The 22,381-nt window shown below is 59.9% G+C and carries 19 protein-coding genes and 1 pseudogene; 11 read left to right on the top strand and 9 right to left on the bottom strand.

Annotation, left to right across the window (positions count from 1 at the left end; translation table 11 throughout):
- Nucleotides 1-62: 62 nt before the first annotated feature.
- Both BUE92_RS02295 and BUE92_RS02290 read left to right on the top strand, forming a co-directional pair.
- The gene (locus tag BUE92_RS02295; protein WP_073521767.1) at nt 63-2,510 is read left to right on the top strand and encodes an acyl-CoA dehydrogenase; all 2,448 of its coding nucleotides are present in this window, start codon (nt 63-65) and stop codon (nt 2,508-2,510) included.
- Between the two features lie 75 nt (nt 2,511-2,585).
- Nucleotides 2,586-2,993: a PA2817 family protein gene (locus BUE92_RS02290; protein ID WP_073521766.1), complete on the top strand. Its 408-nt coding sequence runs from the start codon at nt 2,586-2,588 to the stop codon at nt 2,991-2,993.
- Between the two features lie 117 nt (nt 2,994-3,110).
- On the opposite strand, the gene BUE92_RS02285 is transcribed toward BUE92_RS02290, so the two are convergent.
- Nucleotides 3,111-4,043, bottom strand: a complete 933-nt coding sequence (locus BUE92_RS02285; RefSeq protein WP_073521765.1) for a LysR family transcriptional regulator — start codon at nt 4,041-4,043, stop codon at nt 3,111-3,113.
- Between the two features lie 89 nt (nt 4,044-4,132).
- Between BUE92_RS02285 and BUE92_RS02280 the strand changes: the two genes are divergently transcribed.
- Entirely contained in the window at nt 4,133-4,774 is a 642-nt protein-coding gene (locus BUE92_RS02280; protein WP_073521805.1) for a hypothetical protein, read from the top strand.
- A 90-nt stretch (nt 4,775-4,864) separates the two neighbouring features.
- Here the strand turns inward: BUE92_RS02280 and BUE92_RS02275 are convergent, their stop codons facing one another.
- Together BUE92_RS02275 and BUE92_RS02270 are read right to left on the bottom strand one after the other, a co-directional pair.
- Entirely contained in the window at nt 4,865-6,436 is a 1,572-nt protein-coding gene (locus tag BUE92_RS02275; RefSeq protein ID WP_073521764.1) for an alkaline phosphatase D family protein, read from the bottom strand.
- On the bottom strand, nt 6,433-6,987 hold the full coding sequence (locus BUE92_RS02270) for a GNAT family N-acetyltransferase (protein ID WP_073521763.1): 555 nt from the start codon (nt 6,985-6,987) through the stop codon (nt 6,433-6,435). Before BUE92_RS02270 ends, BUE92_RS02275 begins: the two co-directional genes overlap by 4 nt.
- A gap of 190 nt (nt 6,988-7,177) precedes the next feature.
- Between BUE92_RS02270 and BUE92_RS02265 the strand changes: the two genes are divergently transcribed.
- From BUE92_RS02265 to BUE92_RS02240, 6 genes are all read left to right on the top strand, one after another.
- Complete coding sequence (locus BUE92_RS02265) at nt 7,178-7,585, top strand: ExbD/TolR family protein (RefSeq protein ID WP_014717774.1); 408 nt, start codon at nt 7,178-7,180, stop codon at nt 7,583-7,585.
- 2 nt (nt 7,586-7,587) lie between these two features.
- The gene (locus BUE92_RS02260; protein WP_073521762.1) at nt 7,588-8,316 is read left to right on the top strand and encodes an energy transducer TonB family protein; all 729 of its coding nucleotides are present in this window, start codon (nt 7,588-7,590) and stop codon (nt 8,314-8,316) included.
- Nucleotides 8,317-8,339: 23 nt separating this feature from the next.
- A complete protein-coding gene (locus BUE92_RS02255) occupies nt 8,340-10,625 on the top strand; it encodes a TonB-dependent receptor (protein WP_073521761.1) in 2,286 nt (761 codons plus the stop codon).
- A gap of 25 nt (nt 10,626-10,650) precedes the next feature.
- On the top strand, nt 10,651-11,298 hold the full coding sequence (locus tag BUE92_RS02250) for a MotA/TolQ/ExbB proton channel family protein (RefSeq protein WP_073521760.1): 648 nt from the start codon (nt 10,651-10,653) through the stop codon (nt 11,296-11,298).
- A gap of 55 nt (nt 11,299-11,353) precedes the next feature.
- Nucleotides 11,354-12,571 carry a phospholipase D-like domain-containing protein gene (locus BUE92_RS02245; protein WP_073521759.1) on the top strand — a complete coding sequence of 406 codons (1,218 nt, stop codon included), beginning with the start codon at nt 11,354-11,356 and terminating at the stop codon, nt 12,569-12,571.
- A gap of 95 nt (nt 12,572-12,666) precedes the next feature.
- Nucleotides 12,667-14,406 (top strand): dipeptidase, encoded by a 1,740-nt coding sequence (locus tag BUE92_RS02240; RefSeq protein ID WP_073521758.1) that lies wholly within the window; start codon nt 12,667-12,669, stop codon nt 14,404-14,406.
- A gap of 255 nt (nt 14,407-14,661) precedes the next feature.
- Here the strand turns inward: BUE92_RS02240 and BUE92_RS02235 are convergent, their stop codons facing one another.
- The 5 genes from BUE92_RS02235 to BUE92_RS02215 form a co-directional block, all read right to left on the bottom strand.
- On the bottom strand, nt 14,662-15,552 hold the full coding sequence (locus BUE92_RS02235) for a LysR family transcriptional regulator (protein WP_073521757.1): 891 nt from the start codon (nt 15,550-15,552) through the stop codon (nt 14,662-14,664).
- 6 nt (nt 15,553-15,558) lie between these two features.
- Nucleotides 15,559-16,245 (bottom strand): cysteine hydrolase family protein, encoded by a 687-nt coding sequence (locus BUE92_RS02230; protein ID WP_073521756.1) that lies wholly within the window; start codon nt 16,243-16,245, stop codon nt 15,559-15,561.
- A gap of 148 nt (nt 16,246-16,393) precedes the next feature.
- The gene (gltS, locus tag BUE92_RS02225; RefSeq protein ID WP_073521755.1) at nt 16,394-17,605 is read right to left on the bottom strand and encodes a sodium/glutamate symporter; all 1,212 of its coding nucleotides are present in this window, start codon (nt 17,603-17,605) and stop codon (nt 16,394-16,396) included.
- Between the two features lie 164 nt (nt 17,606-17,769).
- Nucleotides 17,770-18,057, bottom strand: a complete 288-nt coding sequence (locus BUE92_RS02220) for a hypothetical protein (protein ID WP_073521754.1) — start codon at nt 18,055-18,057, stop codon at nt 17,770-17,772.
- A 22-nt stretch (nt 18,058-18,079) separates the two neighbouring features.
- A complete protein-coding gene (locus BUE92_RS02215) occupies nt 18,080-19,183 on the bottom strand; it encodes a polyamine ABC transporter substrate-binding protein (protein ID WP_073521753.1) in 1,104 nt (367 codons plus the stop codon).
- Nucleotides 19,184-19,320: 137 nt separating this feature from the next.
- On the opposite strand from BUE92_RS02215, the gene BUE92_RS02210 reads away from it, so the two are divergent.
- Both BUE92_RS02210 and BUE92_RS28660 read left to right on the top strand, forming a co-directional pair.
- Nucleotides 19,321-20,112: a helix-turn-helix transcriptional regulator gene (locus tag BUE92_RS02210; protein WP_073521752.1), complete on the top strand. Its 792-nt coding sequence runs from the start codon at nt 19,321-19,323 to the stop codon at nt 20,110-20,112.
- Between the two features lie 39 nt (nt 20,113-20,151).
- A pseudogene (locus tag BUE92_RS28660) lies at nt 20,152-20,372 on the top strand (GNAT family N-acetyltransferase); the annotation flags it as partial.
- 262 nt (nt 20,373-20,634) lie between these two features.
- Here BUE92_RS28660 and BUE92_RS02200 read toward each other — a convergent pair.
- Nucleotides 20,635-22,380 (bottom strand): TolC family protein, encoded by a 1,746-nt coding sequence (locus BUE92_RS02200; protein WP_081372162.1) that lies wholly within the window; start codon nt 22,378-22,380, stop codon nt 20,635-20,637.
- Between the last annotated feature and the right edge of the window lies 1 nt (nt 22,381).

Raw genomic sequence — 22,381 nt, 5'->3', positions numbered from 1 at the left:
GCTTGTTCGGATGCCGACTAAGCTCCCTGGTGGTTTCGCCCCTGGTTCACGGAGGATTGGATATGCTGTTGTTGTGGATACTGGTGCTGGTGGTCGGCATTGCCTACCTGGCACACCGCCGTACTGCCCCCCTGCCCGCCCTGGGCGTGGTCGCCGTCTACCTGCTGGCGATGGGCGCCTGGAGCCACGCACCGGGTTGGCTGCTGCTGATCTTCTGGGTGCTCCTGGCCGTGGTGGCCGCGCCTTTGTTGCTGCCCGACCTGCGCCGCCAATACTTCACCAAGCCGCTGTTCAGCTGGTTCCAGAAAGTGCTGCCGCCGATGTCCGAGACCGAGCGCGATGCGATTGATGCCGGCACCGTCTGGTGGGACGGCGAGCTGTTCAGTGGCCGCCCCGACTGGGACAAATTGCTGGCCTACCCCAAGGCGCAATTGACCGAGGAAGAGCAGGCATTTATCGACGGCCCCACCGAAGAACTCTGCGCCATGGTCAGCGACTGGGAAATCGGCCAGGCCATGGACCTGCCGCCGCAAGCCTGGGAACACATCAAGACCCATGGCTTCTTCGCCCTGATCATTCCCAAGGAATACGGCGGCAAGGGCTTTTCCGCCTATGCCCACTCCCAGGTTGCCATGAAGCTCGCAACCCGCAGCGGTGACCTGGCCTCCACCGTGATGGTCCCCAACTCCCTCGGCCCGGCCGAACTGCTGCTGCACTACGGCACCGAGGAACAACGCAACCACTACCTACCTCGCCTGGCCCGTGGCGACGACATCCCGTGCTTCGCCCTCACCGGCCCGCTGGCCGGCTCCGATGCGGGCGCCATGCCCGACACCGGCGTGATCTGCAAAGGCGAATGGCAAGGCAAGGAAACCCTCGGCCTGCGCCTGAACTGGGAAAAACGCTACATCACCCTCGGCCCCGTCGCGACCTTGCTCGGTCTGGCCTTCAAGGCCCATGACCCGGACCACCTGCTGGGTGAAGAAGAAGACCTGGGCATCAGCCTGGCGTTGATTCCTACCGACACCCCTGGCGTGGAAATCGGCCGTCGTCACCTGCCGCTTGGCGCCGCCTTCATGAACGGCCCCAACTCCGGCAAGGATGTGTTCATCCCCCTGGAATACCTGATCGGTGGCCAGGAGATGCTCGGCAAGGGCTGGATGATGTTGATGAACTGCCTGTCGGTCGGCCGTTCGATCTCGCTGCCCGCCGTCGGCACCGGCGCCGCCAAGTTCACCAGCCTGGTGACCGGCCAATACGCCCATGTGCGCGAACAGTTCAACGTACCGCTGTCGGCCTTCGAAGGCATCCAGGAAGCCCTGGCACGCATCGGTGGCAACGCCTGGCTGATGGACAGCGCGCGCATGCTCACCGCCAACGCCGTGGACCTGGGCGAGAAGCCGTCGGTGCTGTCGGCGATCCTCAAGTACCACCTGACCGAACGCGGCCGTGAGTGCATCAGCCACGCCATGGACGTGCACGGCGGCAAGGGTATCATCATGGGCCCCAACAACTACCTGGGCCGCAACTGGCAGGGCGCGCCGATCTTCATCACCGTGGAAGGCGCAAATATCCTTTCGCGTAACCTGATGATCTTCGGCCAGGGTGCCATTCGCTGCCACCCCTTCGTGCTCAAGGAAATGGCCCTGGCCGGCCGCGAAGACCATGACCAGGCGTTGAAGGAATTCGACGGCCTGCTGATGCAACACATCGGCTTTGCCGTAAGCAACGCCGCCAGCACCCTGGTGCTGAACCTGGGCTTCGGGCACTTCGAAAAAGCCCCGGGCAACCGTTTGAGCCAGGGCTACTTCCGTGCCCTGAATCGCCAGGCGGCTGCGTTTGCCCTGCTGGCCGACCTGAGCATGATGTTGCTGGGTGGCGAGCTCAAGCGCCGCGAACGCCTGTCCGCCCGCCTGGGTGATGTGCTCAGCCACATGTACCTGGCGTCGGCGGCGCTCAAGCGTTATCACGACCTGGACTCGCCGGACCATCTGGAGCCGCTGTTTGCCTGGGCCATGGAAGAAAGCCTGGGCGAATCGGAACGCGCATTGGATGAGCTACTGGGCAACTTCCCGAACAAGGTGCTGGGCTGCCTGCTGCGGGTAATCGTGTTCCCATTCGGGCGTCGTCATACCGGGCCGTCCGACGCTCTGGATGCCGAAGTGGCAGCCGTGATCGGCCGCGCCAAAGGCGACCCGACCCTGGAAGAATTGCTGGCCGGCTGTTATCGCCCACAATCAGCAGAAGATCCCGTGGGCGCCCTGCAACATGCCTACGACCTGCTCGGTGCCAGCCACCCCTTGCAGAAAAAACTCCACAGCGCGCTCAAGAGCGGCCAGGTCAAGCCGGCTGCCGGCGAGCATGCCATCGACGCGGCCCTGCAGGCCGGCGTGCTGCAACCGGCCGAGGCACAAACCTTGCACGATGCCGAGGCTGCGCGACGCAAGGTGATCGACGTGGATGATTTCAGCAAGGAAGAGCTGATGCAGGCAGAAGGTAAAGTCCGCTGAGTCGAGCGGTCATATAAAAACGGGCGCGAGAGGCTTATACTCTCGCGCCCGTTTTTGCTTTAGAGGCCTTATCTCGTGTCCAACGTCGTTGCCGATCATCTCGTCTTGCTCGACCACTTGCGCAGCATCCTGGTTGCCGTCGGCGAAGCCGAACAGGTACCCGAGGAAAGCCACTCGCTGTTCCTGGAGCGTTTCGACGAACTGCGCGCCCTGTTGCCAATCGACCCGATCGAAAGCCAGTACCTGGGCCAGGACCTGATGAGCCAGGTCATCCTGCGCTACCCGCAAATCGCCCACCTGGTGCCCCGCGACCTGCTGTGGTTCTTTGGCGGCGACTGCCTGCACTTCATGCCCGACGAAGAACTGGACCTGTACCAGGCCCTGGAAGAACGTCGCCATGAAGCCGAACAGAACGACGAACCGTTCGACTGGAACCAGGAAAAACAGCTGCTGGCGATGCCTCAGGACCAGAGCAAGCACTGACAGTTCTGAGCGGCACAGGACTCATGTGGGAGCGGGCTTGCTCGCGAATGCAATCTTTCAGTTATAGATAAGTAGACTGATCCACCGCATTCGCGAGCAAGCCCGCTCCCACAGTTTTTACCGTCGGCGCAGCGTGGGCTCCTTGACCATGCATTCCACCAGATAATCGATAAACACCCGCAACTTCGGCGGCAGGTAACGTGTGGGCGAATGCAGCAACCACGCCTCGCCATGGTACGACGCAATAAAATCCCACCCCGGCAACACCTGCACCAACTGCCCCGCCTCCAAGGCGTGCCGTGCGGTGAAATACGGCAAGCTGGCAATCCCGACATGCTGCAACGCCGCTTCCAGTCGCACCCCGGTGTGGTTCGCCGCATACCGGCCGCGTACGCCGACCGTTACCGCCTTGCCAGCCTGGCGAAACTTCCAGCGTGAATCTCCCGGTGTCTCACCCAGATAAATGCAACTGTGCCCGAGCAGATCATGGGGATGGCTCGGTGTACCGTGCTCGGCCAGATACTGCGGCGTCGCGCACAACAAATGTTCGATGGGCAACAGCTGGCGCCCGACCAAGCCTGGCGGTGGGCTGTCGGTGATGCGGATGCTCAAGTCGACGTTGTCGTCGATCAAATCCACATGCCTATCTTCCAGGATCAAGTGCACATCCACCTTGGGATAGCGCCGCAAAAATTCCGGCATATGCGGGTGCACCACAAATCGCCCCACCGCCTTGGGCACACTGACCCGCACCAGCCCCTCGGCTTCATGGGTAAATTGCCCACTGATTTCCATCACCGAGCGCGCCGCATTGACCATCTCCTGGCAACGCTTGAACACCTCCTCGCCGCCCTCGCTCAGGCGCAGCTTGCGGGTGGTGCGTTGCAGCAGGCGCGTGGCCAGGGCCTGCTCCAGGCGCGAGATACTGCGGCTCACCGCCGAAGGTGAAACGCTGAGTTGCCGCGCTGCTTCGGAAAAGCTGCCGGTTTCCACGACCTTGACGAAAATCGCCATTTCACCCAATAACGGCAAAGGAAGATTGATGCTCATGACGCACAGGTCCATTGATAATTGAGCGGATTATCACCCATCTGCGCACTATTTATACTGCCCACAGAACCCTGATGCGGATGTAGATGATGACCGAGCGCCTGTTTTTTACCCACGACCACCTGACGGCCGAGCTGGAAGTGCTCAGTTGCACCCCGTACGAAGAGCAATTCGCCGTGATTGTGCAGTCGACAATTTTCCATCCCCAAGGCGGAGGCCAGCCGTCCGACACCGGCTGGCTCGGCGACAGCCAGGTGCTGCGGGTCATGCAAGAAGCCGAACAGGTGGTGCACTACGTCGACCGACCTCTGGAACCTGGCCTCGTCGTTGCACGAGTCGACGCACAGCGCCGCGCCTTGCATACGCGTCTGCATTCGGCGGGGCACTTGATTGGCAATGCCGGCGAACGCCTGGGCTGGATGCCGATCAAGGCCCACCATTGGCCCGGCGAAGGCAAGATCACCTTTATCCGTGGCCAGACCGCGCAAGACATGGACGCGCAGGCGCTCCAGCAGTGGGTCAACACATGGATCGCCGCCGACTATCCCCGCCATATGACGCTGGAAGACGGCACCCGTGAAGTCGGCTTCGGGGAATTACCGGCGTACGCCTGTGGCGGCACTCATGTTCAAGCGTTGAGCGAACTGGGCCAGGTAACGATCTTGGCGTTGTCGGAGAAAAAAGGCGCGCTCTCGGTGCGCTACAGCCTCGCTGATACCCCGACACTGTAGGAGCGAGCTTGCTCGCGAAGAATGTTAACGATAACGCGGGATACCTGATTCCCATCGGCGCCCTTTCGTTTTTCGCGAGCAAGCTCGCTCCTACAGGGCCACGCTCGGGCGGCCCGACTCGTTGACGAACGACTTCAACGTCGACACCGTCGCCGCCGGGTCACGCGGGTCGCTGATTGCCCGAAAATTTGTCAGCATCCTGTGCGCCGCCAACTCCACCGACACATACCCACGCTGGCGACTGTCGAAAAACTTCACATGGGGGTTGAGCGGCATGATCTTCATGAACGCGTCATAGGGCGGGCCATCTGAGGTGACCGACGAGCCGACAAACTCGGTGGCGACCACCGCCGAGTCTGGCCTGTCGGCGTCGGCATGCAGGTCGGTGGCCCAGAACGAATGAATATCCCCGCCCCAGAACACCGGGTTCTTCACGCGATTGCGCACGATCGACGCCAGCATTCGTGAGCGGTTAGCCATGTAGCCATCCCATCCATCGGTCCAGCGGCCAAGCTTATGGTTGGTTAAGTCACGCTGCATCAGTGGCGCCACCAGCAAATCCTGGGCGATCACATTCCACTGCGCCCTGGACTGGGCAAACCCCTGGTCCAGCCAAGACTCTTGCTGCCAGCCGAGCAACGTGCGGCCAGGGTCACGCAGGTCGCTGCAAGGGGTAGTGACAATATGCCCTTGGTGGCTGCCATTGGCCGCGATGCACGGTTGCTCGGAACGGTACTGGCGACCGTCGAGCACATGAAAACGCGCGAGCCGCCCATAGTCCAGGCGCCGGTAGATGCGCATATCCGGCCCCTTCGGCACGCTGCTGGCACGCAGGGGCATGTGTTCATAAAACGCCTGGTACGCCGCGGCCCGTTGCTTGAGAAACTGCGCCACCGCCACCTTCGGGTCCTGGGACCAGCGGTTGGCGTAGTCATTCTGTACTTCGTGATCGTCCCAGGTTACGACGCTGGGAGCCGCGGCGTGCAGGGCCTGCAGGTCTGGATCAGTCTTGTACAGTGCGTAGCGGTTGCGGTAATCACTCAGGCTTTGCGCATTGCCGCTGCCGTGAGAACGAAACACCTTGCCCGAATCCGCAGCATAGGAACTGTCGTAAATATAATCACCGAGGAAAAACACCAGGTCCGGCTGCTCGGCGGCAAGGTGTCGGTAGGCGCTGAAATAGCCACGTTCCCAGTGCGAGCAGGACACAAACCCCAGCCGGGCCGCGGCCATGGCCTGCAGCGGCGGCATCGTGCGCGACTGGCCCACCGGGCTCTGCGCACCGAGCCCTTCAAACTGGTACCAATACGGCCGATCCGCCGCCAGCCCCGCCACCTCGACATGCACTGCGTGAGCGAAACGCGGCGTCGCCAGTACTTCGCCCTGCTTCACTATGCGCGTCATCGCCGCATCGCTGGCGACCCGCCAACGCACCGGCACCGAGCGACTCAGGCCGCCACGGCCATCCGCGGCGTTGAACAACGGCGCCAGGCGCGTCCAGATCACAAAGCCATCTGGCAACGGGTCGCCGGAAGCCACACCGAGGGTGAACGGATAATCCACCCCGGCACTGCGCGCAAAAGGGCTGAGAATCGAAAACGCGGTAGCGACCGCCAACCCGCCGAGGACCCGGCGTCGGCCGTGATCCACCCCACCGCTCACAGACAGCGCTCCCAGTCGTCGCGCACGGTGGCAAACCCGAGCAAGTCCTCATACACGCCGTTCTTTAGAAACGCCTGGCGCATGCAGCCCTCATAACGCAGGCCGATCTTTTCCATGACCCGCGCCGATTCCTTGTTGCGCGCGAAACACTGGCTGCCCACGCGCTGCAACCCTAGCGCCTCGAACCCGAAGTCCATCACCGCGCTCGCCGCTTCAGCCGCATATCCCTGGTTACGGCAGTGCGCCGCCACCCAGCCACCCAAGTGCCCATAGTGATGGCGAGCGTTGATGCGCAGGCTGACCATGCCGACCAGTTCGTCAGTGCCGAGCACATGCATCCCCAGGTTCAGCAGTTCACCAGTGCGGTACTTGTCGGCGGCCGCGGCAATAAAATCCTGGGCGGTTTCCAGGGTGTAGGGCGATGGAATGTTCGCCGTGTTGTCGGCAATTTTCGGCCCGTTGGCAAGCCTGAAAAGCACCTGCGCCTGGTGCATTTGCAGTGCACGCAACAACAGTCGCGGGGTCGTCAATTGAGGCAGTGCAGTGGGCATGGAGGCCGGCTCTCAAGATAAATTTCTCAAGCATGGATGCCCCGAGTGTCAGTTTCATTACGCCTGAAAACTGACCGGTAAGTTTTCTGAGAGACGCGTCCTAGAGCCTCTAAACGGTCAAGTAAAGTTAACCAATCGGTCATTTTTGGCTGTTAGCGTTTTGCCCCTAATTCAATGACGGGGTAACGGAATGAGAACCTGGGACGAACCCAAGAAACGCAAGGCGCACATCGAGCTGATCCCGATGATCGACGTGATGATGTTCCTCCTGGTGTTTTTCGTACTGGTGAGCCTGAACGTGATTCCCGCGCTCGGCATGAAGACCCAATTGCCCAGCGCCAGCAGTTCGCAGCAGCTCAAGCCGCAAAACAAATTCATCCTCACCCTGGGCCTGGAAGGCCAGTTGCAACTGGACGGCAAGGACCTGACGGTGGAGGCCCTGGTGCCGGCGCTGAAGGCTGCCGAAAAGCCCGATACCAAGTCGACGATCATCGTCAACAGCGACAAAGGCGTGGAGGTTTCGCGCCTGGTGGAAGTGATGGACACCCTGCGCCTGGGTGGCTTCACCTCCGTGTCCATCGCCACGCGTAAGTCCTGATCATGTACGTTCTGTTTCGTGCGCGTCAGCTGCTGGGCAGTGTCCCGGCCCTGATCGCCCTGGTGCTGATTGCACTGGGTATCCAGTCCCAGACATTGAAGGTCGAGCCGGTGTATGACGAGTCGGCGGTCGAATTGGCCTTGGTCGAGCCGGAACCGCAAGTCATACCGGAACCGGTGGTGGAGCAAGAACCGCCACCGCCGGTGATCGAAGAGGAAGAGGCCGAGCCGGCGCCCCCGCCGCCACCGCCCAAGCCGCTGCCAAAACCCGAACCCAAGCCAAAGCCAAAACCTGTGCCCAAGCCTGCGCCCGTAGTCGCCAAGCCTGCGCCGACGCCGCCACCGGTGGCCGCCAAGCCAGCCCCGGCCGCCGTCACTCAAGCGGCACCGACGCCTGCCCCACCGGCGCCACCGAAAGTCGATGGCCAGGCCCTGGAAAGCGGTTACCTCAAAGGCTTGCGCAACGAACTGGACACCTACAAGCAGTACCCCACCGGGCGCCAGGCGTCCCTCGAACGCCCGAGCGGCGAGGTGGTGGTGTGGCTGCTGGTAGACCGTCAGGGCCGCGTCCTCGACTCAGGTTTACAAACCCAGGCCTCGAGCATGTTGCTCAACCGGGCAGCCACCAACAGCTTGCGTCGCATCAAGCAAGTCAAACCGTTCCCCGAGCAAGCCTTCGGGGGGCGCAATGAGCAACGCTTCACCGCCACCTTCAACTACAGCGTGCAATAAGCACCGACACCAGGACGACAGTGATGAAATTCACCCGTATTCATCTGGCACTTGTGGCCGCGACCAGCATGACCCAGGGGATGGTCATGGCAGAGACCAGCGACAGTGACGTCGGCACCATTGGGGTACAGGGCAAGGCGACCGCCGGGGGCGGTTACATGGTGCCGGAGGAGAGCATCAAGGGCCGCTCCACGGTGACCAAGGAAGCACTGGATAAACAGGCGGCCACCGGCAATGCCATCGACAAGCTCAAGTACACCCCGGGCTTGAACATCTCCAGTGAAGACAACACTGGCCTGTCGGGCTTTCGCTTCACCATGCGCGGCATGAACTCCGACCAGGTGGGCATGTCGGTGGACGGCATGCCGATCAATGATTCGGGCAACTACGCGTTGTACTCCAACCTGCTGGGCGACCCGGAAAACATCGACCAGATCTTCGTCACCCAAGGCGCTTCGGAATCCGACGGCCCGCACATTGGTTCCAGCGGCGGCAACATTGGCATCGTGACGATTCGCCCGACCAAGGAAACCGGCGCCTTCGTCAAACAGGTCGTCGGCAGCAATGCCACGCGCAAGACTTTTGCCCGCCTCAATACCGGCGAAATCAACGGCCTGAGCAACTGGCTGTCGGTGTCCCATACCGAAGGTGAGATGTGGCGCGGCTCGGGCGCGGTACGCGCGGACAAGGTGGAATGGAACAGCTTCTTCGACGCCGGCAATGGCAACACCGCCAACCTGATCCTCAAGTACCACGAGCAGGACAACAACAGTTACAGCCAGTTGACCAAGGCGCAGTTCCAGCAATATGGCCGCAAGTACGACCCTTACCCGGCAACACCCAGCGTGGGCAGCAACGGCAAGTACAACAGCTATTACGCCCTGGCGCAGAACCCGTTCCAGACTTTCACCGCCGTGCTCAACACCCAGTTCAAACTGGCCGATAACCTCGCGCTGTCGGTGATCCCGTATTACTACTGGGGCAATGGCAGCGGCGTCGGTTCATCCAGCTATGCCCTCAACCGTGGCTCCAACCAGGGCGGTGTGTTCGACCTCGGCAACCTGCCCACCGCCGCCCAATACAACGCCGACGGCACACCCAACAGCGGCGTGTACTACCGCCCTTCGCGCACGCAGACCTGGCGTCCGGGCATCACCACCAAGCTGACCTGGGATTTGGGCGACCATAGCCTGCAATTCGGCTACTGGTACGAGCGCGCACGCCAGAGCCAGACCCAGCCGTTCATTCCGCTCAAGAGCAACGGCAAGCCAGTGGACACCTGGCCAGATTCCAACAGCGCCATCGTCGATGCCAACGGCAACACCGTGCAGGGGCGCGACCGTTTCACCGTGACGCCAGCGCAAAAGGTCTGGGCCCAGGACACCTGGTACATCAACCCGGACTGGACCTTTATTGCAGGCCTGGCCTACATGAACGTCGAGCGTGAAGGCACCAACCACGGCAGCCTCAACGAACGCCCGGAAAAACGTAACCAGACCTACAACAAACTGCTGCCCAACGCCGGCCTGAAATACCAGCTGGATGAGCGTGACCAGTTGTTCTACAGCGTGTCGCGCAACATGCGGGTGCCGCAGAACTACGTGCTGTACGACAAAGGCGCCGGCTCGATCGACGCCGAACCGGAAACCAGCTGGAACCACGAACTGGGCTGGCGCTACAGCGGCGACGATATGACCCTGGCCGCCACCCTGTTCTACATGGACTTCAAGAACCGCCAGGTTTCGTCCCGGGACATCAACGGTGACTTTGCCGACATCAACGCCGGCTCCGTGGTCAACAAAGGCCTGGAGCTGGAGTGGAGCGGCCAGTTGCCCCACCACTTCAATTACTACACCTCCTACACCTACACCAAGGCCGAGCAACAGGATGACCTGACCGTCTACAACGCCGGCAAACCCATCGTGCTGCCCACCAGCGGCAAGCAGTTCGCCAACGTGCCCAAGAACATGCTGGCGGCAAACATCGGGTATGACGACGGACGCTTCTACGGCACCTTCGGCGGCAAGTACACCAGCAAGCTCTATGGCGACCTGACCAACGACGAGGCGATCTCCGGTCGCACCGTGTTCAACCTCGGCGCCGGTATTTACCTGCCGGTGGACAAGAAAGTGGTCAAGGACGCGACCCTGCGCCTGAACGTCGACAACCTGTTCGACAAGAAGTACCTGGACGGCGTGTACACCACCAAGACCAACGCGGCCAGCTACAGCGGTTTCCTCGATGGCGACCCTGCGTACATCGTCGGCCTGGACCGTACCGTCACGGTATCGCTGGAAGCGAATTTCTAAGACTCCCCCCAAGAGGAACACCATCATGGATATGAACCTGCTCCACGACGTCACCTTCTATGTGATGTACGCGGCGATGGCCATTGCGATCTTCATCGCCATCGAACGCGGTATCTACTTCGCCTACGTGCGCCGCCAGGCTCGCGCGTTGATCGACGCCCTGGGCGCCAACGTGCACAGCGAGCGTGACCTGCCGGAAAACCTGACCCGTCGCGACAGCCTGCCGCTGAACATGATCTTGCCGGTGCTGGCCCAGAAGGCGACCCACGGTTCGCGCAAGGACCTGGACGACGAAATCGACACCCAGTACCTGAAGACCCGCGCCCCGCTGGCCCGCAGCCTGTGGATCATCGAGACCATCACCACCGCCGCCCCACTGCTGGGCCTGCTGGGCACCATTCTCGGTATCATCGACACCTTCAAGGCGCTGGCCACCGCGGGCGTGTCGGACCCAGGGCAGATTTCCGGGGGTATCGGTACGGCCTTGTTCGCCACGGGATTAGGTATCGCCATCGCGCTGTTTTGCGTGGTGTTTCACAACTTTTTTCAGGACAGCCTGGAGCGCATCAACGACCAGTTGAAGATCCTGTTGATCCGCGCCGCCACCGGCGCCCGCGCGCAGGACGAAGTGACCCATCGCGTGCCCACCCCGCTGCACAGCCGCATGGCCTGACCTGCAGGCGGGCGCCTGAGGCGCTCGCCTTTTCCCTCGGTGCGATGAGACGCTTATGTCCCTTTCGATGAAGTTGCGTATCGCCGGCCTGACCGGCTTGCTCCTCAGTCCGCTGGCCCAGGCGGACTTTTCCATTCCAGGTTTTGAATTGGTGCATACCGTGCCTGTGGACACCGCCCTGGGCACCGACGATTTGCGCCAGCCCGGCCCGGTATGGATCGAGCTGTTCGACGGCGCCAAAAGCCACATTGATATCGGCCAGTTCTACGCCGCGGACCACCCTGGCTCGGTGATGAACACGGTGCTTGAACACCTGGAAGCCGCCGGCAAACGCGGCGTGAAGATTCGTTTCCTGCTCGAAGAAAAAGGTATCAAGCTGTCGGACGCCGCCACCCTGGAACGCTTGCGCGCCATTCCCAACCTGACCTTGCGCGTGCTGCCCTACGGGCAACTGAGCGGCGGCATCATCCACGCCAAGTACCTGCTGGTGGATGGCAAGCAGGCGTTTGTCGGCAGTCAGAATTTCGACTGGCGCGCCTTGGAACATATCCACGAAACCGGGCTGCGGATCACTGACAAAACGGTGGTGGGCCAGGTGCAGGCGATCTTCGAGCAAGACTGGCAAGCCCAGGCCGCGCTGGCGGGTAAACAACCGGTGCCGCTACCCGCCAGCGGCCCGACACCCGCACGTACCGGCAACTACCTGGTGGCCAGCCCGCAACGCTACAACCCGCCCGGCGTGGGCGACTCACAACTGGAACTGCCGCGCCTGCTGGGCGAAGCCCAAAAAGAAGTGCGCGTGCAATTGCTCGACTACGCGCCGCTGTCCTACGGACCGGATCGAACCCGACCCTACTACGCAGTGATCGACAACGCCGTGCGCGCCGCCGCTGCCCGTGGCGTGTCGATCAAACTGATGGTGTCCAACTGGAACACCGACCCACTGGAGCTGCCGTATCTCAAGAGCCTGGCGGTGCTGCCCAATGTCGAGATCAAGATCGTCACCCTGCCCGAAGCCAAGCAAGGCTTTATCCCTTATGCGCGGGTGATACACAGCAAAACCATGGAGATCGACGGGCAAGTGGCGTGGGTCGGCACCAGCAATTGGTTGGGCGGTTACCTGGATAATTCGCGCAATCTGGAGGTGGTGATGCGCAGTGAGGCGATGGCCAGTCGTGTAGGCCAGTTGCATGAACAACTGTGGGATGGGCCTTACGCTAGAGCCCTGAGCGTGACGCAAGAGTATCCCGCTCCCCACCCTGGCCAGCATTGACCTTGGGCACCTGAGTAATGGTAGTGTGTGGAAATGTTTCTGACTCTTCCGTCAGAAACCTACCACTCACTACCTGCAAAGGAATGCCTTCAACCATGCACTTTCCACTTAAGCAATTGGCGGTTGCCACCCTGTTCGCCGCCAGCCTTTCGGCCGTCGCCACGCCCGCTTTCGCCAACATCAGCGCAGACCAAAGCACGGCAATCCTGAAGCAGTTCAACGAGACCTCGGTTACCGATTTTCGCGGTTTCCTCGGCACTCTGGCCCAGGCCGAACTGGGCAAAGCGGCTGACACCGGCCCGGCTATCAGCGCGTTTCTGGGCAACAAACCCCTGAGCGCCGAGCAGCAGAACGAGATCAATCGCCTGCTGGGCATTTACACCCGCGTTAAATATGGCAAAGCCGCGCTCGAAACCCTGCGTGAACTGGTGGAAATCCCGACGTTCAACGTAGACGGCCTACCGCAGTACAAAAACCCGGAATTCCTCAAGATCGCCGCCAAGATCGAGGCCCTGGCCAAGTCCTTCAACCTGAACTTCCGTAACGTCGATAACCGCGTGTACGAAATTTCCCTGGAGGGCAGCGGTGATGAAGTCGTGGGTGTGCATGCCCACGCCGATGTGGTGCCCGTGACCCCGGAAAACTGGGTGCTGCAAGACGGTACCAAACTCGACCCGTTCAAGGTCACGCTGATTGGCGACCGCATGTATGGCCGCGGTACCGAGGATGACAAGAACGGCATCGTCGTGGCGATGTACGCCATGAAAGTAATCAAGGAAGAAAAACTGCCACTGGCGCGCACGTTCAAACTGCTGGTGGACACCACTGAAGAAACCGCCGGTGATGCCATTCCTTACTACTTCGAACGCAATCCCGTGCCGCAATACAACCTGGCGCTGGACGGCGGTTACCCGGTGGTGATCGCCGAGAAAGGCTCGGGCACGGTCATGGCCACCTTCCCGGTGCGTAAAGGCGAAGGCAAAGGCGCAGAAATCATCGCGATGACCGGCGGCAAGGCGAACAACCAGATTCCGTCGGCCTCGGTTGCCACGCTGGTCAGTGATACCCCCGCCGAACTGGCCGCCAGCCTGCAACAGGCCGGTGCCGACTATGCCAAGCGCAACGGTGGCAATTTCCAGGTGACGGCCAAGGTCGATGGCAAGGACGTCAAACTCACGGTTAGCGGCGTATCCGCTCACTCTTCCGAGCCCGAAACCGGGGTCAACCCGGTGGCGCGCATGCTGGACCTGATCCACAGCCTCGACGGCAAGGTCGCCCTCCAGCACAACCACATCACCGACGCCGCACGGTATGCCGCCGACAACTGGGGCCTGGATTACCTGGGCGGCAAATTGGGCGTGGGCTACGCGGATGATTTCATGGGGCCGCTGACCACCTCGCTGACCTTTGTCGGGCAGGATGACAAGGCCTTCAAACTGGCCGTGAACCTGCGCGCGCCGAAAGGTAAAACCCCGGAGGCGCTCAAGGCGCAAATCGAGCAGAAGCTGAACGCCTGGGACAAGAACGCCAAGGTCAACGTGAGCTTCACTTACTCGCTGGACACGCCGATGTACCGCAACCCTGAAGGCGAATGGGTAAAAGCCTTGCTGGCAGTGGCCACTGAAAACCTGGGCATGGCGCACAAATTCGGCACCTCGGCCGGCGCAACCTCGGTCCACGACCTGCCCAACGGCGTGCAATTCGGCCTGGCCCGCCCGGAAGAGAAGTACACCGGGCACACCGACAGCGAATTCAAGACCGTCGACCAGTTCCTGCTGGACCTGCAGATCGTCACTGAAATGATGGGCCGCATCGGACAGTTGCCAAAGCTCTGACCGAGCCGCAGCCCAAGCGAGGCTGAGAAGGCGGCGATACAGCCAATATATTTATTGCCTGACCCACCGCTTTCGCAGCCTCGCTAAAGCTCGACAGCTCCCATAGGGGATCGGCTGTGTGTGTGGAATCACGCTTTGCAGGGCCATCGCGACAGGCACAATACTCGACAACAACACAGCCCTCAGCGCATACCCAACGAGAACTCGCTGGAAACCCAGTTGGCCTTCAATTTCCGTGAGCAGAAGATAACGGAGCTATATCGACTTGAATCGGTAATACTCAACCATGAACGCGACAAATGCCCGGACCTTGGCGGGCAAGTTTCGGGCATGGGGATACAGCGCATAGTAATGACGCACGCCCAGCGTGTATTCAGGAAGAATCCGTACCAACCGCCCTGCCAGCAGATCATCCTGCACGGTGGTCAGGGTAAACGCGGCAACGCCTGCGCCCGCCAGGGCACAGGCGTACAACGCAGTGATGGTGTCGGTATGAAAGGTGCCAATAGCGGGCACGGTTATCGGCTCGTTCTTGTCACTCAGCAGCGACCATTGATCAGTCGAGGCAAATGTCAGCAGCCGATGCTCATTGAGCTCAGCGGCACTGCGGGGCAGACCATGTCGGAATACGTAGGCTGACGATGCAACCATGACCATCGGCGACACCGTGAGCAACCGCGCGACCAGACTGCTGTCGGCTAACGGACCACAAATGCGGATAGCCACATCGAAGCCATCGGCCACCAGATCGACGAAAGAGTCCGAACAGGACAGATCGACTTGTACGTCCGGATAACGTTGCTGGAACGCCGGCAACCAATGGGCCAGCTCCAAAGTACCGACGACCAGCGGAGCGCTGATGCGCAACAGCCCGGAAGGTCGATCCTGCTCCAGGGTGACGGCATGTGAGGCGGCATCGACGCGATCCAGGATGTCCACGCATGCCGTGTAATAACGTTCGCCAGCGGCAGTCAGGCTCATGCGCCGGGTATTGCGATTGATCAGACGCACGCCGAGCGTGGACTCCAATTGCTGCAAGTGCCGCGACACCGAGGAGTGAGTGGTATCCAGCCGCTCAGCGGCGGCTGAAAACCCCTGGGCCTCAACGATGCAACGAAAGACACGCATCGCGAGCATCTGATTCATAGGGTCTTATCGCACCGGTAATTCAAGAACTTGGGCAGTGGTCATCACGTCGCCAAAGGTGTCTTCGATTTCAGCCAGGGCGCTCTTGTGCAGCGCGTCCTTATCAACCGTGTCTCCATTGACCCGGGTAATGGCGCGAGTTGCCGATGCATCGGAGGCCACCAGTACGTTATATCCCAGCGGGGCCGCGTCACGGGCGGCACCGGCAACGCAAGCGTGAGTCATCAGGCCCGTGATGATCAGGTTTGTAATACCGGCTTTCTTCAAGCGGCTGTCCAGATCGGTACTGGCGAATACGCTGACGGTCGTCTTCTGTACAACCGTGTCATTGTCGCGAGGCTGCATCTGAGGATGAAACTTCACGGTTTCGCCATCGGTGGCAAATACCGCCGAACCGGCCGGCGCAATGTGTTGGACGTGATAGACCGGCATGTGATGGCGGTCGGCGAATTCGATCAGTTTGCGGGTGTTAGCCAGCGCCTTTGCGCCGTCGGAAATCGGCATGCGGCCAGTAAAATATTCATTCTGGAAATCAATCACCAGCAATGCGGATTTGCCGGCCGGCAACTCGCTGACCGGTTTTGCGCCGGACATGCTCCGAATGGTGGGATGATCATCAGCCATGGCTCCGGCACTGGCGATAACGCCAGAAATTGCACAAGCGGCGAGAAAACGGCGGGTAAAACGCTGCATAGGTATTTCCTTCATCGTTTGATTGCGTGAAAGAATCCTAGGGCTTTACCCCATCATCGAACACACCGCGCACCGAACATAACCTGTGCGAGTTTTGCACAAATAAGCCATCCAAGACCATGAACGACCTGGACATGCGATGACACACTCACCCAGCAGCACCCAGGAACGGCAACGCCAGGTACAACTTGATCACCACCGCGTTAGCGATATCGATGAAGAACGCGCCCACCATCGGCACCACCAGAAACGCGATCTGCGAGGGCCCGAAGCGCTGCGTCACCGCCTGCATATTGGCAATCGCCGTAGGCGTGGCGCCGAGCCCGAAGCCGCAATGGCCTGCCGCCAGCACCGCCGCATCGTAGTTGCGGCCCATCACCCGGAACGTCACGAAAATCGCGAACAGCGCCATCAGCAATGCCTGTGCGGCCAGCAGAATGACAATCGGCAAAGCCAGTGCCGCCAAGTCCCAGAGCTTGAGTGACATCAGCGCCATCGCCAGGAACAATGACAAACTGACATTGCCCAGCACCGAGACTTCGCGCTCGAACACCTGATGCCAGCCGAGCATCGACAGCCCATTGCGCAGCACCACACCGACGAACAATACGCACACGAACGTCGGCAATTCGAAAGCGGTGCCGTGGATGGCGGCATTCAACAAGTTGCCGCCCTGCAGGCTGATCGCCACCAGCGCCAGGGTCTCGATAAACGAAAACGCGGTGATCAGGCGCTCTTCGTTCGGTTGCTCGAACCCCTTGGCCAGGCTCGATTGCGGTTGCCCAATACCTGGAACCTCGACCCGCTTGATCAGAAAACGCGCCACGGGCCCGCCGATCAGGCCACCGAGCACCAGGCCAAAGGTCGCCGAGGCAATCGCCAATTCAGACGCAGACGCCACGCCATACTGCTCACTGAATACCGCGCCCCAGGCCGCACCGGTGCCATGCCCACCGGACAAGGTCACCGAACCCGCGAGCAGGCCCATCAATGGGTCAAGCCCGAGCGCCGAGGCCAGCGCGATACCCATGGCGTTTTGCACCACCAGCAAGCCCGTAACCACCAGCAGAAACACCGCCAGGATCCGCCCGCCTTTCTTCAGGCTGGCAAAATCGGCGTTCAAACCGATAGTGGCAAAGAACGCCAGCATCAACGGGGTTTGCAATGAAGGATCGAAGCGTACTTCGATATCGGCAAACGCGCGCAACGCCAGGAGCAGCATGGCGACCAACAGGCCACCGGCTACCGGTTCCGGAATATTGTAAGTACGCAGAAAGCCGATACGGGCTACAAGCCCGCGCCCCAGCAATAGCACCAGTGAAGCGGCAACGAGGGTTGAATAGAAATCAAGCTGAAGCATCCGGTCAGTTCTCTGAAGTGGACAAGGAGAATGGGTGGCCAGAGTAGAGAGCACAGGGCGAAGAGGCATCTACCCTACAAAAATCACAGACTTTCCCTACAAGCCTCACAATAATAACCTACAACCGCCTGCACCTCTCCCACCCAGAGATACGCACAGTAGACTTATCGACGACGCCTTCGCAGCAGAGGCCAGTTGGAGGCGATCTCCCCCGGCTCAGCGTCACGCCCTGCGATTCGCACCAGGTCTGGAAACTCAAGCAACAGGGCACGATTGCCCCGGCCAATGTGCTCCATCACGGCCAGGGTAATGTTTTCACGCACCATGCCCGTCGAAACGTAATACATGGCCCAGGCTTGCTCTGGCGTACAGAGGCCGATCTGTTCTTCAATCTCTTTGTAGGCCTTGTAGTCGTCCGACTCTAAATAACGCTGATCACCACCCTGGCGCATGCTGTCTCCCTCCCCGACCCCGTCACGTACCGCTTTTGACCTTGGTCCAGACCCGTGTGCGAATGCGCTCCGCCTTCAGCGGCAAGGGCTCAAGCGGAACCAGTGTGGCCATGGTCTTTTTATCGGGATAGATCCAAGGGTTATCCCGCAACTTTTGCTCGACGAACTCAGTGGCATCCTTGTTGGCGTTGGGATAGAGCATGTAGTTGGACGTCTTGGCTATCACCTGCGGCTGCAGCATGTAGTTGATGAACGCCAGAGCGGCCTTTGGGTGGCGAGCATCCTTGAGCAACACCCAGTTTTCAGACCAGACCAAGGCGCCTTCGCGCGGCAGGCTGTAGGCAATCTTGCGGCCGCTGTTGGACTTTTCATTAATCGCCTGAGCGGCCAGCGCACCATTGGCCCAGCCGACGACTGCACAGATATTGCCGTCCGCCAGGTCGGCGTCGATTCTGGACGAGTCGAAATAGAGCACATAGGGACGGATTTTCAACAGCAGCGCCTGGGCCTTCTGGTAATCCTCTGGATCGGTACTGTTACTGGGCAACCCCAAGTAGTGCAAGGCGATCGAAATGATTTCGCTGGGGGAGTCGAGCATGGCTACGCCACAAGACTTGAGCTTGCTGATGTTTTCTTCTTTGAAGATCAGGTCCCAACTGTCCACCGGGGCGTCATCGCCCAGCGCCGCCTTGACTTTATCCACGTCGTAGCCAATGCCAGTGGTACCCCAGACATAGGGCACGGCGTAGCGATTACCAGGGTCATTGACCGCCAGCAGGGAAAGGATGTCAGGGTCGATGTGCGAAAGGTTACTCAACTGCGCGCGATCCAGCGGCTGCAGCACCCCCGCCTTGATCAAGCCGGGTAATACATTGGAGGTGGCCACGACCAAGTCATAGCCGGTGCGCCCAGCCATGACCTTGCTCTGCATGATTTCGGCGCTGTCGAAAGCATCCATATGCAGCTTGATGCCGGTCTCCTGCTGGAATTGCTTAGGCGTCTGCGGTTCAAGAAACCCGAACCAGTTATACAGATACACCGAAGATTCAGCGGTGGCTGCGGGCGTGCTGGTTGCAGCGCCCAGGAGCGAAGCTAAAAAAATAGCTCGCAAGTGTGCTCGACTCATATGACTATCCCTGTCCACACGACACGCCTTCATGGCTATCGTAAGCTCGGGGTGAATATACCGAGCATCAACGAATAGTAAATACCTACAAGTACTTAGCTCTGGCCTGCAAAGCCCTAACCCTAAAGGGGTAGAACATGTCGCTTGACCTTCATAGCCTGGCTTGGCACCGATCGGTTGGAAAACTGATCATGCAGCTCAATCGCCCGGAGTTCTGGAGTTCGTTGATTCGCGTATTGAATGAATATGTGCAGATAGACAATTGGGTGGTGCTGGTGTTTGGCGACCACGCGGTGCGCGTGATCAGCCTGCCCGAAGTAGCAGACAGCGAAGAAATCGACGCCTTTATTCACCGCTATGTGAAAGGCCTGTATCTGCTGGACCCGTTCTATATCGCTGATCGAGAAAACCCACAGAACGGGTTCTTCCATCTGCTCGATATTGCGCCGGAACACTTCCGGGAAACCGAGTACTACCAACAATATTTCGCGCAATACATCTCGGTCGATGAAGCGCAATACAACGTACGGCTCGATGCCGGCACAACGCTGTGCATGTCGTTTGGCAGTAACCTGCGCTTCACCCAGGCGCAGATAACGGTATTGGACATGATCAAGCCGTGGGTGACTGCAATGATGCATCAGCGCATGTGCTTTGAAACTGACCCGGCAAAAAACATCGCCGAACCAGCCCCATGGGCCGAGGCACTTACTCAGTTGGAAACGCAAGTAACGGCACGTGAAAAGGACGTGCTCAAGTTACTGCTCAGTGGGTTCTCCAACAAAGAGATCGCCGGCAAGCTGTCACTGTCGACGGAAACCATCAAGGTTCACCGTCGCAATATCTATAGCAAGCTGAATATCAAATCTCAGTCCGAACTGTTTGCTCGGTTTTTCATGCCACGGCAAGAGATCCCATCGACACGTTGAACCGGCAAGGCAAACTCAGCACACACAAAAACTAAGCGAGTGGATGATCTAGTGGTGAGGCCTGACCTGCAGCGCAGCAGCCTGGGGACCCAGCTATTGAACGCCGTTCGAGAGGAGGCTGTGCGCGGCTGGGTTGCGCTTATTTCGTGCTGGACACCGGGCTGCATAAGCCGTTGGCCCAACGTTTCTATTTTCGTCAGGGGTTGCTGGCCCGTGGCATGCACTTTACGCAAAGCCTTCAAGCAGAGAGTCAGCCGTGAAAAATGTGCTGTTGATCAACGCCAGCCCGAATGGCCAGGTTTCCCATACGAACTAGGTGATGCTTGAGTGGATGCCTCCCTGCGGCACCAGTCCCCCTGGAAGCCATTTGTAGCTATCTTAGCCAGGTGACACTCTTAGTGTCTCAACCGGAACCACAGGTACCCATCAACACCGAGAACCGTTTAGGGCTACTAGCCCTCAGCCGCCAGGTACAACGGCCCTAATCGCGGGTTCACCGCCAAAGAAAATATTGGGGGGCGGTTACCTGCTCACCTGCAACCAACCCGACAGCGCCCCAGCCCCGGCGTACTGCCGCAAGATCGCTTGATAACCGTCAAAACGGTTAGTGATTTCACTCACCCGGTTGCCGTAGTGTTCGCTTTCGGCGGACAGTACATCAAGCAAAGTACGTTTCCCCAGGTGGTACCACTGCTCATAAAACGCGACGCGGATACCGTCGGACTCCACGGTAAGGTCACGATACAGTTCGGCACGCTCCAGAGATGTCTTGGCCTCGTGATTGGCCGTTCGGATCCGGTATTCCAGGTCCAACCGCTGCTGCTCCACTTCCTGCCGACTTGCCTCAGCACGCTGTAGTGCAGCGCGTTCCGAAGCCCGCATCGAGCCACCGCGGAAGGCGCCCCACGTGACGGCGAGATGGGTTTCCCAGGGCTGCTCGCGCCCCAGAGAATCTTCAGCAGTGGACTTGCTGACCACCCAGTTCAACTGGGGCAGAGAAGATGAACGCACTACTTTTGCCTGCGACTCAGCAGATTCGGTCTGTGCCTTGGCCTGGTTGATCACCGGGTGATCCTCGGTCTTCGACAACAGGTAATCAAGGTTTGCCAGGCGGATGTTCCACTCCGTCGTACGTGGAATCATGACCGGCCGGTCTCCCACCAATTTGCGCAGGTTGATTTCCGCGTCCTTGGCGCGGGTATCAGCCGAATCACGAGCAGCCTGAGCCTGCAGAAGACGCGCTTTGGCTTGCGTCAATTCACTGGAGCGGCCTTTATCCACAGCAACGATCCCTGCCAACATTTTCACCAGTTCGTTCATGCGGTCCACATATTGCTGGCTAAGGTCGACAATGATGCGCTGCTTGCCCAGTTCCACCAACGTATTGGTGACTTCAAAGGCGGAATTTTCCAGCTCCGCTTCGATGGCCGCCGTGGCCGCCGTGGAAAGATGACTACGGCTTTCGATAGTGTTGCGGATACGCCCCCAGTCGTATACCGGGGTGACAATATTGAGGGTGATGCCGCTACTGCCGCCCTCATTGTCTTCTGCACCTTTACCGAATGTTTTGGAACCTGCCGTGGTGCCCAGGTCGACCTGGGGATATCGCTGGCCCTTGGCTTCGTCGATATCGGAATCGGCTGCCGCCAACTCAGCGTGAGCACGTTGCACCTTGGGGCTGCGCTCGGCGGCAGCCTGGACGGCGCGTTGGAATATTTGCTTCAGCTCCAACTCCGAAGGTCCAGCTGCGGCGCCTTGGCGGCTTGCCAGTCGCGCCGAGACACCGCTGACAGCCAATGCCGAGACACCTTGAACCGATGTTGGGCGGGCCACGGAAGTTGACGTCGTGATAAGCCTCGGCTTAGCCACTGGGTCACTTGGAATCGAACGGGTGCTCACAGGGGTTTCCCTTGGACGTGCAGGCGCAAAAACCACTGCGGCCGGGTCAGCCACTTTCGTAAACTCCAACGTATTACTTCCCGAGCGCGGCGCCCTGGCAGTTATGGTCACCGGTTGCGACGGTGTGTTGGCCGGTGTCGCAGGTATGAATGCCACCGTTGCAGCAGGGCTGGTCACGGGGGTGCGTAGGGGTTTCTGCGGCGCAGTTTTCGCAAACGCAACGAAGTCCAGTAACTCGTCAGCATTCACACTCGACGAAGCACACACCGACAGGCACAGAAACAGCGCAGCTAAAAGCGGCAAGCGGTTACGCGGGGCAAACAGTTCCTGAGCCCGCAACTCACATTGCAGGTAGTTTGTAGTCGTCATG

This window comes from Pseudomonas fluorescens (assembly GCF_001902145.1).
Lineage (GTDB): Bacteria > Pseudomonadota > Gammaproteobacteria > Pseudomonadales > Pseudomonadaceae > Aquipseudomonas > Aquipseudomonas fluorescens_BV.
The sequence above is the reverse complement of the archived record's forward strand: the minus strand, read 5'-3'. Positions and strand labels throughout refer to the sequence as shown.